Source organism: Gilliamella sp. Fer4-1 (assembly GCF_001690515.1).
GTDB lineage: Bacteria > Pseudomonadota > Gammaproteobacteria > Enterobacterales > Orbaceae > Gilliamella > Gilliamella apicola_C.
In genome coordinates this window covers 1-15821 of the sequence record NZ_LZGZ01000344.1, presented here as the reverse complement: position 1 = coordinate 15821, position 15821 = coordinate 1, and the positions used below count along the sequence as shown (strand labels likewise).

Annotated in this window: 13 protein-coding genes and 1 rRNA gene; 10 read left to right on the top strand and 4 right to left on the bottom strand. The window is 37.7% G+C overall.

Annotated features, from left to right (window positions below):
- Nucleotides 1-3 precede the first annotated feature (3 nt).
- The 8 genes from A9G30_RS11775 (at nucleotide 4) to A9G30_RS11740 (ending at nucleotide 9715) form a co-directional block, all read left to right on the top strand.
- Nucleotides 4-957 carry a beta-ketoacyl-ACP synthase III gene (locus tag A9G30_RS11775; protein ID WP_065583086.1) on the top strand — a complete coding sequence of 318 codons (954 nt, stop codon included), beginning with the start codon at nucleotides 4-6 and terminating at the stop codon, nucleotides 955-957.
- A gap of 27 nt (nucleotides 958-984) precedes the next feature.
- Entirely contained in the window at nucleotides 985-1920 is a 936-nt protein-coding gene (gene fabD / locus A9G30_RS11770) for an ACP S-malonyltransferase (RefSeq protein ID WP_065589074.1), read from the top strand.
- 14 nt (nucleotides 1921-1934) lie between these two features.
- Complete coding sequence (fabG, locus tag A9G30_RS11765) at nucleotides 1935-2669, top strand: 3-oxoacyl-ACP reductase FabG (RefSeq protein WP_065589073.1); 735 nt, start codon at nucleotides 1935-1937, stop codon at nucleotides 2667-2669.
- A 150-nt stretch (nucleotides 2670-2819) separates the two neighbouring features.
- Nucleotides 2820-3053 carry an acyl carrier protein gene (gene acpP / locus A9G30_RS11760; RefSeq protein WP_034910452.1) on the top strand — a complete coding sequence of 78 codons (234 nt, stop codon included), beginning with the start codon at nucleotides 2820-2822 and terminating at the stop codon, nucleotides 3051-3053.
- 159 nt (nucleotides 3054-3212) lie between these two features.
- A complete protein-coding gene (fabF, locus tag A9G30_RS11755; protein ID WP_065589072.1) occupies nucleotides 3213-4457 on the top strand; it encodes a beta-ketoacyl-ACP synthase II in 1245 nt (414 codons plus the stop codon).
- A gap of 190 nt (nucleotides 4458-4647) precedes the next feature.
- Complete coding sequence (dnaE, locus tag A9G30_RS11750) at nucleotides 4648-8127, top strand: DNA polymerase III subunit alpha (protein WP_065589071.1); 3480 nt, start codon at nucleotides 4648-4650, stop codon at nucleotides 8125-8127.
- Between the two features lie 238 nt (nucleotides 8128-8365).
- Nucleotides 8366-9325, top strand: coding sequence for an acetyl-CoA carboxylase carboxyl transferase subunit alpha (gene accA, locus A9G30_RS11745; RefSeq protein ID WP_065579893.1), 960 nt, complete (start codon nucleotides 8366-8368; stop codon nucleotides 9323-9325).
- A 21-nt stretch (nucleotides 9326-9346) separates the two neighbouring features.
- Nucleotides 9347-9715, top strand: a complete 369-nt coding sequence (locus A9G30_RS11740; RefSeq protein ID WP_065567446.1) for a diacylglycerol kinase — start codon at nucleotides 9347-9349, stop codon at nucleotides 9713-9715.
- A 55-nt stretch (nucleotides 9716-9770) separates the two neighbouring features.
- Here A9G30_RS11740 and A9G30_RS11735 read toward each other — a convergent pair whose 3' ends face one another.
- Genes A9G30_RS11735 through metK form a run of 4 tightly spaced genes read right to left on the bottom strand, consistent with a single transcriptional unit; the run spans nucleotide 9771 to nucleotide 12880 of the window.
- Nucleotides 9771-10613: a 23S rRNA (adenine(2030)-N(6))-methyltransferase RlmJ gene (locus A9G30_RS11735; protein WP_065579892.1), complete on the bottom strand. Its 843-nt coding sequence runs from the start codon at nucleotides 10611-10613 to the stop codon at nucleotides 9771-9773.
- The gene (locus A9G30_RS11730; RefSeq protein WP_065589070.1) at nucleotides 10613-11227 is read right to left on the bottom strand and encodes a hypothetical protein; all 615 of its coding nucleotides are present in this window, start codon (nucleotides 11225-11227) and stop codon (nucleotides 10613-10615) included. Before A9G30_RS11730 ends, A9G30_RS11735 begins: the two co-directional genes overlap by 1 nt.
- A 14-nt stretch (nucleotides 11228-11241) precedes the next feature.
- Nucleotides 11242-11745, bottom strand: coding sequence for a SprT family zinc-dependent metalloprotease (locus A9G30_RS11725; RefSeq protein ID WP_065589069.1), 504 nt, complete (start codon nucleotides 11743-11745; stop codon nucleotides 11242-11244).
- Nucleotides 11729-12880 (bottom strand): methionine adenosyltransferase, encoded by a 1152-nt coding sequence (gene metK / locus A9G30_RS11720; RefSeq protein WP_065567450.1) that lies wholly within the window; start codon nucleotides 12878-12880, stop codon nucleotides 11729-11731. Before metK ends, A9G30_RS11725 begins: the two co-directional genes overlap by 17 nt.
- Nucleotides 12881-13097: 217 nt before the next feature.
- Here metK and murI point away from each other — a divergent pair, with 217 nt between their 5' ends.
- Nucleotides 13098-13922: a glutamate racemase gene (murI, locus tag A9G30_RS11715; protein WP_065567451.1), complete on the top strand. Its 825-nt coding sequence runs from the start codon at nucleotides 13098-13100 to the stop codon at nucleotides 13920-13922.
- Nucleotides 13923-14302: 380 nt separating this feature from the next.
- A 16S ribosomal RNA gene (locus A9G30_RS11710) occupies nucleotides 14303-15821 on the top strand; the annotation flags it as partial.

Below are 15821 nucleotides of genomic sequence, written 5' to 3'. Positions count from 1 at the left end.
TAGATGTATACAAAGATATTAGGAACTGGGAGTTATCTTCCAAAACAGATAAGAACTAATGCAGATCTTGAAAAAATGGTCGATACTAGTGATGAATGGATCACAACGCGTACTGGTATTAAAGAAAGACGTATTGCAGAACCAAATGAAACGGTAACGAGCATGGCTTATGAAGCCGCAATGAATGCAATTGAAATGGCCAATATTGATAAAGAAGAAATCGGTATGATTATTTTTGCAACGGCAACCTCGGTCAATGCATTTCCAAGTTCTGCAACAGAATTACAGGCCAAATTAGACATTGGTGATGTTGTTGCGTTTGATGTATCTGCAGCTTGTTCTGGATTTATTTATGCACTCGATATTGCAGATAAATATATTAAAAGCGGTGCTATTAAATACGCTTTAGTCGTTGGTTCAGATATGTTAACACGTGGCGTGGATCCAAATGACCGTGGAACCATTATTATTTTTGGTGATGGTGCAGGAGCAGTTGTTGTGGGCGCATCAGAAGAGCCTGGTATTGTCGCTTCACACCTCCATGCTGATGGTCGTTATGGCAATTTATTAAAGTACCCATATGTTGATCGTCGTAATATAGACGATCCAGTCTATATGACTATGCATGGTAATGAAGTATTTAAAGTTGCAGTTAAAGAGCTTTCAAATTTGGTTGATGAACTTTTGGTTGAGAATGCGTTTAACAAAGCCGATTTGGATTGGCTTGTGCCACATCAAGCAAATTTGAGAATTATTTCTGCGACTGCTAAACGACTAGATTTGGACATGAGTAAAGTTATTGTTACATTAGATAAGCAGGGTAACACCTCAGCTGCCTCTGTGCCTTGCGCTTTAGATGCTGGTGTGCGAGATGGACGAATTCAACGAGGTCACTTAATTTTGTTAGAAGCGTTTGGTGGTGGATTTGTTTGGGGATCAGCACTAGTTAGATTTTAGTTTGTTTTTATAATCAAGGATTTAATAATGACCAAATTTGCAATGGTATTTCCAGGACAAGGTTCACAATCTGTCGGTATGTTAAAAGAACTTGCTGATAATTATTCAATTGTGAAATCAACATTTGATGAAGCTTCTGAAGTACTCGGTTATGATTTATGGAAGCTGGTACAAGAAGGCCCTGTAGAAGAATTAAATAAAACATGGCAAACACAACCAGCGCTACTTGCTGCTTCTGTTGCAATATTTAGAGTATGGCAAAGTGTCAGTGGTGCTCAACCTGCTTTTATGGCTGGTCATAGTTTAGGAGAATATTCAGCATTAGTCTGTGCTGGTGTTATTGACTTCAAAGATGCCATTAAATTAGTTGAATTACGAGGTAAATTAATGCAAGACGCTGTGCCAAGTGGCACAGGTGCAATGTATGCCATTATTGGATTAGATAATGATTCAATTAATAAAGCATGTGAACAAGCAGCTCAAGGTCAAGTTGTTGCTCCAGTAAATTTTAACTCCCCAGGTCAAGTTGTTATCGCTGGGCATAAAGAAGCCGTTGAACGGGCTGCTGCATTGTGTAAAGAAGCTGGTGCAAAGCGAGCTCTACCACTTGCTGTTAGCGTGCCATCTCATTGTGCGTTAATGAAACCAGCAGCAGATAAATTAGCCAATACATTAAACGATATAGAATTTAGTACGCCAAATTTTGCAGTTATCAATACTACTAATGTTAAAATTGAAACATCAGCTGAAAAAATCAAAGCTGCACTAATTGCTCAGCTTTACAGCCCTGTTCGTTGGACTGAAACTGTTGAAGAAATGGCAAAACAAGGTGTAACGCTTTTAGTTGAAGTTGGCTCTGGTAAAGTGTTAACAGGGCTAACTAAACGTATTGTTGATACCTTGTCTGGTTGTGCTGTTAATGATAAAGCTTCATTAGATGCTGCATTAGAAAATACTAGATAAAAAAAGGGGTTGTTATGAACTTATCAGGAAAAATTGCGTTAGTAACTGGTGCAAGCCGTGGGATTGGTAAAGCGATTGCGGAAAAACTAGTTGCTTGTGGCGCAACCGTTATTGGTACAGCGACAACAGAAAAAGGTGCTGATGCCATTAGCCAATATTTAGGTTCACATGGGAAAGGCTTTATTTTAAATGTGATCGATGAGACATCAATTGAATCTGTTATTGCCGCAATTAAAACTGAATTTGGTGATATTGATATTCTAGTTAATAACGCTGGTATTACTCGTGATAATTTATTAATGCGAATGAAAGAAGATGAATGGCAAGATATTTTAAATACAAATTTAACGTCTGTTTTTCGGTTATCTAAAGCATTATTGCGCACAATGATGAAAAAGCGTTATGGCAGAATTGTCACTATTGGCTCAGTAGTGGGTACAATGGGTAATGCTGGTCAAGCTAACTATGCTGCAGCAAAAGCTGGTTTAATTGGTTTTAGTAAATCATTAGCGCGTGAAGTTGCATCGCGCGGTATAACTGTTAATGTAGTTGCACCTGGCTTTATTGCAACAGACATGACAAAAGCATTAACTGATGAGCAAAAAGCTTTAACATTGGCACAAGTACCTGCAGGGCGTTTAGGTGAGCCAACTGAAATTGCAAATGCTGTAGCATTTTTGGTCTCAGATGAAGCATCTTACATTACTGGCGAAACTTTACATGTCAATGGTGGTATGTATATGGTGTAATTGCCTAGAATAGTGTAAAATGAGTCAATATATTGAAGTTTTGTATAAAAAATAAGCAATTGGGTTGAAAAATGATTGGCATCTTTTTCAACATTTTATAAACTTACATTCACCGCCACTTTCGGCGATTTTTATAGGAAAAAAAAGAGTATGAGCACTATTGAAGAGCGAGTTAAGAAAATTATTGTTGAGCAACTTGGTGTAAAAGAGGAAGAAGTTAAAAATGAATCTTCTTTCATCGAAGATCTTGGCGCTGACTCTCTTGATACAGTTGAATTAGTTATGGCTTTAGAAGAAGAATTTGATACTGAAATTCCTGATGAAGAAGCTGAAAAAATTACAACTGTTCAATCAGCAATTGATTATATTACTGCGAATCAATAAGGTTTAGCAGAGTTTTCATAATAGGCGGTCATATGATCGCCTAGTTTGCATCTACCTATTTAGTTCTAAACGAAAGAAAAGCGGTATAGATTGGCAGAAAACTCAAAATAAAATTTTCAATGATTCAAATTTCATTTCAATCCTTTCCTGGAGGACAATGTGTCTAAACGCAGAGTTGTTGTTACTGGAATGGGCATGATATCTCCTGTAGGTAATACAGTTGAATCCACTTGGCAAGCTTTACTCGCTGGGCAAAGTGGCGTTGAACTCATAGAACACTTCGATACAGCCCCTTTCGCAACACGCTTCGCAGCGATGGTTAAAAACTTTAATGGCGAAGATTATAATATTTCACGCAAAGATGCTCGTAAAATGGATTTTTTTATTCAATACGGTATTGCTGCGGGTATGCAAGCAATGCAAGATGCGGGCATTGAGATCACGGGAGAAAATGCTGAACGAATTGGTTGCGCGATAGGCTCAGGTATTGGTGGACTTGGGTTAATTGAAGAAAACCACAGCGCATTAGTCAATGGTGGGCCACGTAAAATTAGCCCATTTTTTGTTCCGTCAACAATTGTTAATATGATTGCTGGTCACTTATCCATTATTTATGGATTAAAAGGACCTAGTATTACTATTGCCACAGCATGTTCTTCTGGTGTGCATAATATTGGTCATGCAGCACGTATGATTGCCTATGGTGATGCAGATGCTATGTTAGCAGGCGGTGGAGAGAAAGCTAGTACACCACTTGGTATTGGTGGTTTTGGGGCTGCTCGTGCCTTATCAACTAACAATGATAATCCTAAAGCAGCAAGTCGCCCTTGGGATAAAGATCGTGATGGCTTTGTGCTAGGAGATGGTGCAGGAATTATGTTCTTAGAAGAATATGAGCATGCCAAAAAACGCGGCGCTAAAATTTATGCTGAAGTTGTTGGTTTTGGTATGAGTGGTGATGCTTATCATATGACTTCTCCTCCTGTGGATGGCAGTGGTGCAGCTTTAGCAATGAAATGTGCACTTCGTGATGCAGGTATTAACCCTGAGCAAGTTGGTTATATCAATGCTCATGGCACTTCGACACCAGCTGGTGATAAAGCTGAAACTCAAGCAGTAAAAAGTATATTTAAAGCAAATGCCAACAAAGTTATGGTTAGTTCAACTAAATCAATGATAGGGCATTTATTGGGTGCTGCGGGTGCAGTTGAGTCAATTTTTACTGTACTTGCATTGAGTGATCAAGCCGTGCCACCAACAATTAATCTAGATAATCCTGATGATGGTTGCGATCTTGATTATGTTCCACATACTGCTCGTCAAGTTAAAAACTTAGAATACGCACTTTGTAATTCTTTTGGTTTCGGTGGAACTAATGGTTCAGTGCTGTTTAAGAAAATCTAATATCTTATTATCCACCAATAGCTTATTATTGGTGGGATATTTTTAATATATATTTTCACTGATAAAACTTATAATAAAAATGGCTTCCCTCTTTTCTTTTCAATTAGAACTCGTAATTAAAGAGAATAAGAATATTTTCCCTGCTTGTGTTATAATTGCAAACTAATTTTATAGCTTAATTTTGGTAATTATGGCGCAACCTAAATTTATTCACCTTCATTTACATAGTGATTTCTCAATGATTGATGGAATTGCCAAAGTTGGCACATTAGTAAATGAAGTGAGCAAGTTACAGATGCCCGCTTTTGCGATCACTGATTTTACTAATCTTTGTGGACTAGTTAAGTTTTATGGCTCAGCAATGTCTAAAGGTATTAAACCGATCATTGGTGCCGATCTTGCTATTAGAAGCCCCCAAATGCCTGATGATATTTATCGTTTAACTCTATTAGCGGCTAATAATCAAGGGTATCAAAATCTTACTTTATTAATTTCTAAAGCTTATCAACGAGGGTATATTGGTGATTTTCCCGTTGTTGATAATGAGTGGTTGATTGAGCATCGAGCTGGGTTAATTGTATTAGCTGGGCGTGAAAGCGATATTGGTATTGGCATTGTTCGCAATAATCAAATTATCATTGATAATGCGATTAATTTTTATCTTGCAAATTTTCATGACCATTTTTATTTTGAATTAGTACGAACTAAACGCAACAATGAAGAACTATTTATTCATCGTGCTGTAAGTTTGGCCGAACAATATTTGTTACCAGTCGTTGCAACTAATGATGTTCGATTTTTAAAAGCTTCTGATTTTGAAGCGCATGAGATTCGTGTTGCTATTCATGATGGCAATACATTAGATGATCCTTCTAGGCCTAAAAATTACTCGTCCGAGCAATATCTACGTTCAGAACAGGAAATGTGTGAGTTATTTTCTGATATTCCTGAATCCCTTGAAAATAGTGTTGAAATAGCAAAGCGTTGTAATGTTTCTATCCGGTTGGGAGAGTATTTTTTACCTAAATTTCCAACTGGCGATATGTCAACTGAAGACTTTTTAGTGCATAAATCGCGTGAAGGATTAGAAGAAAGATTAACGTTTTTATTTCCTGATCCTGAAATCAGAAAACAAAGAAGATCTGAATATGATGAACGTTTAGAAACGGAATTAACTGTTATTAATCAAATGGGTTTTCCTGGCTACTTTCTAATTGTTATGGAATTCATTCAATGGTCAAAAGATAATGATATTCCTGTAGGACCAGGGCGAGGCTCTGGTGCAGGTTCACTCGTTGCGTATGCTCTAAAAATTACCGATTTAGATCCACTTGCGTTTGATTTGCTTTTTGAACGTTTTCTAAATCCAGAACGTGTTTCAATGCCCGATTTTGATGTTGATTTTTGTATGGAAAAACGCGATCTGGTTATTGATCATGTTGCTGATATGTATGGGCGAGATGCTGTTTCCCAAATTATAACCTTTGGTACTATGGCAGCTAAAGCGGTAATACGGGATGTTGGTCGAGTGCTTGGACATCCTTATGGATTTGTTGATCGTATTTCTAAATTAATACCTTTAGATCCAGGCATGACTCTCGCTAAAGCTTTTGAAATTGAGTCTCAGCTTCAAGATTTATATGATAATAATGAAGAAGTTAAATCATTAATCGATATTGCACGCCAATTAGAAGGCGTAACTCGAAATGCAGGTAAGCATGCTGGGGGAGTAGTCATTTCCCCAACTAAGATTACTGATTTTTCACCAATTTATTGTGATCCAGAAGGTCATCACCCAGTTACTCAGTTTGATAAAAACGATGTTGAATATGCAGGGCTTGTCAAGTTTGACTTTTTAGGGCTAAGAACATTAACCATTATTGATTGGGCCATCAAAATGATTAATGATCGCCAGCTTCGAACTGGAAAAGAAAGAGTCGATATCACTAGAATTCCTTTAGATGATGAAAAATCGTTTGAATTATTGTTAAAAGCTGAAACCACAGCTGTATTCCAGTTAGAATCTAGAGGGATGAAAGACTTAATCAGACGGTTAAAACCGGACTGTTTTGAGGATATGATTGCTTTAGTTGCACTATTTCGCCCTGGTCCATTACAATCAGGTATGGTAGATAACTTCATTGACCGCAAACATGGTCGAGAAGAGGTTTCTTATCCCGATATTAAATATCAACATGAATCATTAAAACCTATTTTAGAGCCAACATACGGTATTATTTTATATCAAGAACAAGTTATGCAAATCGCACAGACCTTATCAGGTTATACACTAGGCGGTGCTGATTTACTACGTCGAGCTATGGGTAAGAAAAAGCCCGAGGAGATGGCAAAGCAACGTTCTGTTTTTAAAGAAGGGGCAGAAAAACAGGGCATTGATGGCGAATTGTCAATGAGAATATTTGATCTGGTTGAGAAGTTTGCTGGGTATGGTTTTAATAAATCTCACTCGGCGGCATATGCACTTGTTTCTTATCAAACGTTATGGCTAAAAACTCACTATCCTGCCGAATTTATGGCTGCGGTTATGACTGCTGATATGGATAATACTGATAAAATTGTCGGTTTGGTTGACGAGTGCTTACGAATGGGATTAAAAGTCAACCATCCTGATATTAACAGTGGGCTTTATCATTTTCATGTAAATGATAAAGGAGAAATTGTTTATGGAATAGGTGCGATAAAAGGTGTTGGAGAAGGACCTATAGAGGCAATTGTTGAAGCACGTAATAGTGGTGGGTACTTCAAAAATATTTTTGAGCTTTGTGCTAGAACAGATATGAAGAAGGTTAACCGCCGTGTGCTTGAAAAACTCACTATGGCAGGGGCATTTGATAAATTAGGGCCCCATCGGGCAGCTATTTTACATAGTATCAATGATGCAATGCAGGCAGCAGATCAATATGCTAAAGCGCAACATATTGGTCAAGAAGATATGTTTGGTGTGTTAGCAGAAGAACCCGAACAAGTTGAACATGCTTATGCTGCGGTTCCAGAATTGCCTGATCAAGTTTTGCTTGATGGAGAACGTGAGGCTTTAGGGCTTTATTTAACAGGGCATCCTGTAACGCAATATTTAAAAGAATTAAATCGTTATACAGGTGGGCTACGAATTAGTGAAGCATCGCCGACAGGATGGGGAAAAGTGGTCACTTTTGCAGGCATTTTAGTAGATGCTAGGGTTAGAATTACCAAAAGAGGGAATAAGATTGGTTTATTTACTTTAGATGATCGTTCTGGTCGAATTGATGGTATGCTTTTTGCGGAGTCTTTAGAAAATTTTGGGCATTTACTTGTAAAAGATAAAATTTTAATTGTGACGGGGCAAGTTAGCCATGACGATTTTAATGGTGGCTTTAAAATGTCGGTGCGAGATATTGTTGATTTAAAAGATGCTCGAACTAAATATGTAAAAGGATTGTCCATTACGTTAACTGAAAACGAAACAAATCAAGCAATATTACAACGTTTGCAACAGTTGTTAGAGCCTTATCGGCATGGTAGCGTACCTGTTAACTTATATTATCATCGAGACGATTCAGTTGTGAGGATCCAATTTGGCACGAAATGGAGAATTATTCCGGAAGATGCTTTGATTGTTGAACTAAAGACACTACTTGGTGTTGAGCGTATAGAATTTGAGTTCGAATAAATCAGATAAACCTAATTAATAATAGTAAGCATTATAAATTTATTGAATAAATGAAGTTATATTTCAGTCAATGTGATAGGCATAATAATTGAAGCCTAATAATACAAATGTAGGTGGCTTCAATGAGTGTTACATAGTAGAATTGATTTAATTTTATCTTAAGAGTTAGTCAGTATATTGTATTAAGTAGTGTATTTTTTTAAAATACCGAATAAATTAAGAGGCAATTACAAGCGTTATGAATAATTTTTTGGAATTTGAAAAGCCGATAGCGGAATTAGAAGCAAAAATTAATTCCTTGAAGAATATAGATTCGCAACAAGTAGAATTAGATATTAATTTAGATAAAGAAATTAAGCAATTACATAAAAAAAGTCGTGAGTTAACAAAAAAAATATTTGCTAATTTAACGCCTTGGGAAATTGCGCAACTAGCTAGACATCCAAATCGTCCTTATACATTAGATTATATAAAAGAAGTTTTTACCGATTTTGATGAATTGGCAGGTGACAGAGCCTATGCTGATGATAAAGCCATTGTTGGTGGGATCGCACGTATTGATGGGCGCTCGGTGGTAGTTATTGGGCATCAAAAAGGCCGTGAAACAAAACAGAAGATTTATCGAAATTTTGGTATGCCGGCCCCAGAAGGCTATCGTAAAGCTTTACGGTTAATGCAACTAGCTGAACGTTTTAAATTGCCCATTATTACTTTTATTGACACTCCTGGGGCTTATCCTGGGATTGGTGCCGAAGAGCGAGGTCAAGCAGAAGCTATTGCGCGTAATTTAAGAGAAATGTCACGCCTTAAAGTTCCTACCATTTGCACCGTCATTGGGGAAGGTGGCTCTGGTGGAGCGCTAGCGATTGGTGTGGCAGATAAGGTTAATATGCTTCAATATAGTACTTATTCTGTTATCTCACCAGAAGGTTGTGCTTCTATTTTATGGAAAAGTGCAGATAAAGCACCAATTGCTGCTGAAGCCATGAATATGACGGCAGATAATTTATTAAAATTAAATTTAATTGATTCAATCGTGCCAGAGCCTTTAGGTGGCGCTCACCGAGATTATGCTACTGTATCTGTTTCACTTAAAACACAGCTACTTAGTGATCTTGATGAGCTTGAAAATATGGATTTATCTACATTACTAGAAAGACGATTCCAACGTTTGATGAACTATGGTTATGTAAGGTAATTTTAGATTTGGAATACTATAATGAAAAAAACGGCAGGACTACTGCGCATTTTTAATGCAACAAAATACTCTTTAAAAGGCTTAAAATCGGCGATCAAATATGAAACAGCGTTTCGCCAAGAGTTCATTTTATTGGTTGTGGCTTATATTATCGTAATGCTGGTCGATTTTTCTATTTATGAACGAATTTTGTTATTGGGGTCAATTGGTGTTGTGATGATTACAGAGTTAATTAATAGTGCGATTGAGTGTGTTGTTGATCGCATTAGCACTGAAAGACATGATTTATCTGGTCGAGCAAAAGACTATGGCTCAGCCGCAGTCTTTTTATCGTTATTATTGGCGGTTATTTTGTGGGTTTATCTATTTTCTTGCCATTTTTTTTCATGATTTTTTACTTAAGCATAGGTTTTTCTGAAAGTGTTTGATAACCAATAACAAAAAGTTATTCCGTAACTAACTCTTTAATGATGAAACTTCCCGTTTTGTGAATGTCTAAGGTGGTTTTCAACCACGGCATGATTGTAAGCATTTGTTCATGTAATTTCCATGGTGGGTTAATCACTATCATTCCTGATGCAGTCATGCCTTTTTGATTATTATCAGGTTTGATGGCAAGCTCAAACTGAGAAATACGTTTAATACCTAAATTAACAATATTATCAATCATTTTTTGCGTTTGGGTACGAGATACCACCGGATACCAAATTAGATAGACACCTGTAGCAAAACGTTTATAAGCTTCAAATAGTGCAGCAGGAATTTTTTGATAGTCATCTTTTATTTCATAGGAAGGATCGATTAGGATAATCCCTCGCCGTGAACTTGGTGGTAACTTTGATTTTAATTGTGCAAAACCATCTTCACGTAATACTTTTGTTCGTTTATCTTTATTAAATTCTTGTCTCAATAAGGGGTAGTCTGTTGGATGTAATTCGGTAAGATTAAGTTTGTCTTGCTCGCGTAGTAATTGTTTAGCAATTAAAGGCGAGCCAGGATAATATTTTAATTCATCAAAAGGATTATAGCGCTTTAATACTGATATATAGCTATTAAGCAATTCCGGAATATTAGCTTGTTGCCATATCAAATTAATTCCTGATAAATATTCGCCTGTTTTTTCGGCATGTTCGCCTCGTAATAAGTACCTTCCTGCGCCAGAGTGTGTATCTAGATATAAAAAAGATTTTTCTTTTTCTTTTAATGACTCAATACATAGTGTTAAAACTACATGCTTTAGCACATCAGCGTGATTGCCTGCGTGATAACTATGGCGATAGCTTAACATTATAAATTCTCCTTCTTTTTTTGTTCATTTTTTTGCATATAAAATGTCGTTAAAGCTAAACAAAGAAGGCAGGGGCACTCCATTAACTCTTCGATTAAATCTTTTCGTTCTTTTGCTATAACTAAGAATTCATGCCCCATACGATGATGCTCAGCAATATCAGCTATTCCTAAGAATAGAAAAGCTAAAAATATATGCCAAACTGGAATTTGTTCAAATTTGTATCGACGTGCAATTTCTTGGCGAATAGTTGGTAAAAACATACTTAGCATTGGGATAGAGATTAAAGTGCTAGCAATAATTTTATAATAAAAACGTGGCACATCGGGAAAGAAATCTCTTCCCCAGCTAATTCCTCGCCCAAAAAGCATAAACCACCAAAATATTGTCCAAATCCAAAATTTATATAGTTGTGAATGTTCAGCTACTCGCTGAGCATAATAATAAGTGTAGCCACACATGAATAATAAAAAAAGTGATTGAACATGTTCAATAAGAGTGACGGTAAGCCCATTGTATAAAGGTATAAAGAAATTGCCTGTAATGTAAAGAATAATACCAAGAGTAAGAATCAACAAAGAGCTTTTATAAAAATGGAAATCTAATTTACACATACAATATCTTAATATTAAGTGACGTTTTTGAATTTGAGTATAGTACCGCATTTGCGGCATAAATAACTAGTGTTATTCTTTTGGATTTTATTGTGTCTTATTGATGTTAAGTGATGTTGTTGGCACTGGCAGTAGTATAAATGAGTGTTGCGCTTTACCTGAAAATGATGAGTTGTTGAAGGTGTCTTGTCGAAAATTTTTGACATAACATATTGCCATTCTTTACCATGTGGTTTGACTTTGCCAAATTCTTTAAAAACAATGAGATGAGCAAGCTCATGGGGCACGACTTCTTCAATAAATTGGGTGCCATTTTCTAGTAACATAACTGAATTAAGTTGAATTTCCCAACGCATTAAAAGCGCACTACCTGCAATGCTACCTTTGGGTTTGTAGATGATGTTAGGTTCTTTATATTCGGTATGTAAAAATTGATTGGCTTGCATTAAGTGAGTTCTTAAACAAGCCATTATTTGATTATGTAAATAAATTGGTATGCGCTTATAATCCTGCTGCATCGCGAAGTAGTGCTGCCTTGTCAGTTTTTTCCCAAGGAAAAATATCTCGGCCAAAATGACCATAACTTGCCGTTTGTTGATAAATTGGTTGAATAAGATCAAGCATTTGAATTAATCCATAAGGTCTTAAGTCAAAAAATTCTTTAATCAATGAAACAATTTTATCGTGATTGATTTTTTCGGTACCAAAAGTATTGACATAAATTGATGTAGGATTTGCAATACCAATTGCGTAAGATATTTGTAATTCACATCGGTCAGCAAGCCCAGCAGCAACAATATTTTTGGCAACATAGCGGGCAGCATAAGCCGCTGAGCGGTCAACTTTTGACGGATCCTTTCCTGAAAATGCGCCACCGCCATGGTGCGCAGCACCTCCATATGTGTCCACTATGATTTTGCGGCCAGTTAGTCCACAGTCTCCCATTGGTCCTCCAATAACAAAGCGTCCCGTTGGATTAATAAAGTATTTTGTTCTTGCTGTTAACCATTGAGCTGGTAATGTTGGTTTAATGATTTCTTCCATAACAGCTTCATGTAATGCTTTTTGCTCAATATCTGTGGAGTGTTGTGTCGATAAAACAATTGTATCAACACCTTTGATTTTTCCATCTTCATAAATTAACGTGACTTGGCTTTTGGCATCCGGTCTCAACCAAGGAAGCGTGCCATTTTTTCTAACTTCTGATTGTCTGCGCATAAGCTCATGTGCATAAGTAATTGCCGCAGGCATTAAGTTTGGCATTTCGTTTGTTGCATAACCAAACATAATACCTTGGTCACCAGCGCCTTGCTCAAGTGGATTTTGCTTATCTACTCCTTGATTAATATCTGGAGATTGTTTGCCAATTGCATTAAGAACAGCACATGAATTAGCATCAAATCCCATCTCTGAGCTAGTGTAACCAATATCATTAATGGTTTTCCGAGTTAACTCTTCTATATCAACCCAAGCTGAAGTAGTAATTTCTCCACCGACTAAAGCCATGCCTGTTTTTACATAGGTTTCACATGCGACTCGTGCTTTTGGATCTTGTTTTAATATAGCATCAAGCACTGCATCAGATATTTGATCGGCAATTTTATCTGGGTGACCTTCTGAAACGGATTCTGAAGTAAATAAAAATTCTGACATGGAATACCCCCCCTTAGCATTATTTTTGTATATTGCTTAAAATATAATATTCGGCTTTAATCTAAATAACTATTTTAGCAGTTTTACCATCTAGACGTCTAGCCAAATAATTGTCATAGATAAAATGTAATGCTTGTTTAAATAAAATGGCTTGCATTAATTTTTAATCAATTTACGATATTGCGGTTTTTGAATTATCTAATGACCTAGAGCTAAAATGAATATTGTAAGTCGGGCACCTTCAGTGCTAGTGTTTGATTCAGGTATTGGCGGATTATCTATTTATAATGAGATCTATAATAAATTGCCGAATGCGCGTTATATTTATGCATTTGATAATGAAGAATTTCCTTATGGAGATAAATCACCGACATTTTTAATTAATAGAGTCAATTCGGTTATAGAAGCTATTACTAAATTTTACTCAATTGATTTAGCGATTATTGCATGCAATACGGCTAGTACTATTTGTTTGCCGAGTTTGCGTTCTAAATTTTCTTTTCCTATTGTTGGTGTTGTACCAGCAATTAAGCCAGCTAGTCAAATAACTAAAAATAAATGCATAGGACTATTAGCGACAAAAGCGACAATCAAAAGATCCTATACTGCCAATTTAATTCAACAATTTGCGCCTAATTGCAACGTTGAGCTACTTGGTTTATCTGAATTAGCTCTTATTGCTGAAAATAAGCTGCAAGGTATTGCCGTAAATATGCAACAACTTAAAGATTTATTACAGCCATGGATCTATTTACCAATCATCCCAGATACAATCGTATTGGGTTGTACTCATTACCCATTTATTAAAGATGAATTAAAGATCATTTTCCCTAATGCGACCTTTATTGATTCAGGTAGTGCAATTGCGAATCGAGCTTATAATCTGCTAAATGAAAAATTTCACCTTAATAAAATTCAAGCGCCATTAAAAGAAAATATTATTATCAGCACAGCACATAATCAATATGTTGAAAAATTAGCTTTGAAATTAGCTAAATATAATCTCAATAATTATCAATGCATTAATGTTCATGGTGTTTAAAGAGCATTCATTCAAATACGTAATTGGATATTTTTGCTTGCCAAAAAAAATGAAGTCCCTATAATGCGCATCCACTGACACGGCGTCAGCGAAAAGCTGAGGCAAGTTAGTGAAAAAAGTAAGATCAAAAATTTTGAAAAAAAGATCTTGACGAATAAAAAAGGTTAGCGTAGTATACGCAACCCTTAAGACAGCGAAGTAAATTAACGGAAGGTTGATTTAGAAAAGCTGTTAGCTCTTTAAAAATAAGAAACAGACAATCTGTGTGGGCACTTGCGAGACAAAAGATTAAAGTCTACGGACTAAAAAATTAAGTCTTGATAAGTGACACTGAAGATTCATTTGAATATGTCAGAGACAGTTATTGAGCATCAAACTTTAAATTGAAGAGTTTGATCATGGCTCAGATTGAACGCTGGCGGCAGGCTTAACACATGCAAGTCGAACGGTAACATAAGTGCTTGCACTTGATGACGAGTGGCGGACGGGTGAGTAAAGTATGGGGATCTGCCGAATGGTGGGGGACAACAGTTGGAAACGACTGCTAATACCGCATAAAGTTGAGAGACCAAAGCATGGGACCTTTGGGCCATGCGCCATTTGATGAACCCATATGGGATTAGCTAGTAGGTGGGGTAAAGGCTCACCTAGGCGACGATCTCTAGCTGGTCTGAGAGGATGGCCAGCCACACTGGAACTGAGACACGGTCCAGACTCCTACGGGAGGCAGCAGTGGGGAATATTGCACAATGGGGGGAACCCTGATGCAGCCATGCCGCGTGTATGAAGAAGGCCTTCGGGTTGTAAAGTACTTTCGGTGATGAGGAAGGTGTTGTATCTAATAGGTGCAACAATTGACGTTAATTACAGAAGAAGCACCGGCTAACTCCGTGCCAGCAGCCGCGGTAATACGGAGGGTGCGAGCGTTAATCGGAATGACTGGGCGTAAAGGGCATGTAGGCGGATAATTAAGTTAGGTGTGAAAGCCCTGGGCTCAACCTAGGAATTGCACTTAAAACTGGTTAACTAGAGTATTGTAGAGGAAGGTAGAATTCCACGTGTAGCGGTGAAATGCGTAGAGATGTGGAGGAATACCGGTGGCGAAGGCGGCCTTCTGGACAGATACTGACGCTGAGATGCGAAAGCGTGGGGAGCAAACAGGATTAGATACCCTGGTAGTCCACGCTGTAAACGATGTCGATTTGGAGTTTGTTGCCTAGAGTGATGGGCTCCGAAGCTAACGCGATAAATCGACCGCCTGGGGAGTACGGCCGCAAGGTTAAAACTCAAATGAATTGACGGGGGCCCGCACAAGCGGTGGAGCATGTGGTTTAATTCGATGCAACGCGAAGAACCTTACCTGGTCTTGACATCCACAGAATCCTGTAGAGATATGGGAGTGCCTTCGGGAACTGTGAGACAGGTGCTGCATGGCTGTCGTCAGCTCGTGTTGTGAAATGTTGGGTTAAGTCCCGCAACGAGCGCAACCCTTATCCTTTGTTGCCATCGGTTTGGCCGGGAACTCAAAGGAGACTGCCGTTGATAAAGCGGAGGAAGGTGGGGACGACGTCAAGTCATCATGGCCCTTACGACCAGGGCTACACACGTGCTACAATGGCGTATACAAAGGGAGGCGACCTCGCGAGAGCAAGCGGACCTCATAAAGTACGTCTAAGTCCGGATTGGAGTCTGCAACTCGACTCCATGAAGTCGGAATCGCTAGTAATCGTGAATCAGAATGTCACGGTGAATACGTTCCCGGGCCTTGTACACACCGCCCGTCACACCATGGGAGTGGGTTGCACCAGAAGTAGATAGCTTAACCTTCGGGAGGGCGTTTACCACGGTGTGGTTCATGACTGGGGTGAAGTCGTAACAAGGTAACCGTAGGGGAACCTG

Excerpts from the sequence above, each read along its gene's own strand:
- A9G30_RS11775 (WP_065583086.1), top strand. The coding sequence starts at position 4 with ATGTATACAAAGATATTAGGAACTGGGAGTTATCTTCCAAAACAGATA.
- fabD (WP_065589074.1), top strand. The coding sequence starts at position 985 with ATGACCAAATTTGCAATGGTATTTCCAGGACAAGGTTCACAATCTGTC.
- fabG (WP_065589073.1), top strand. The coding sequence starts at position 1,935 with ATGAACTTATCAGGAAAAATTGCGTTAGTAACTGGTGCAAGCCGTGGG.
- acpP (WP_034910452.1), top strand. The coding sequence starts at position 2,820 with ATGAGCACTATTGAAGAGCGAGTTAAGAAAATTATTGTTGAGCAACTT.
- dnaE (WP_065589071.1), top strand. The coding sequence starts at position 4,648 with ATGGCGCAACCTAAATTTATTCACCTTCATTTACATAGTGATTTCTCA.
- accA (WP_065579893.1), top strand. The coding sequence starts at position 8,366 with ATGAATAATTTTTTGGAATTTGAAAAGCCGATAGCGGAATTAGAAGCA.
- A9G30_RS11740 (WP_065567446.1), top strand. The coding sequence starts at position 9,347 with ATGAAAAAAACGGCAGGACTACTGCGCATTTTTAATGCAACAAAATAC.
- A9G30_RS11735 (WP_065579892.1), bottom strand. The coding sequence starts at position 10,613 with ATGTTAAGCTATCGCCATAGTTATCACGCAGGCAATCACGCTGATGTG.
- A9G30_RS11730 (WP_065589070.1), bottom strand. The coding sequence starts at position 11,227 with ATGTGTAAATTAGATTTCCATTTTTATAAAAGCTCTTTGTTGATTCTT.
- A9G30_RS11725 (WP_065589069.1), bottom strand. The coding sequence starts at position 11,745 with ATGCAGCAGGATTATAAGCGCATACCAATTTATTTACATAATCAAATA.
- metK (WP_065567450.1), bottom strand. The coding sequence starts at position 12,880 with ATGTCAGAATTTTTATTTACTTCAGAATCCGTTTCAGAAGGTCACCCA.
- murI (WP_065567451.1), top strand. The coding sequence starts at position 13,098 with ATGAATATTGTAAGTCGGGCACCTTCAGTGCTAGTGTTTGATTCAGGT.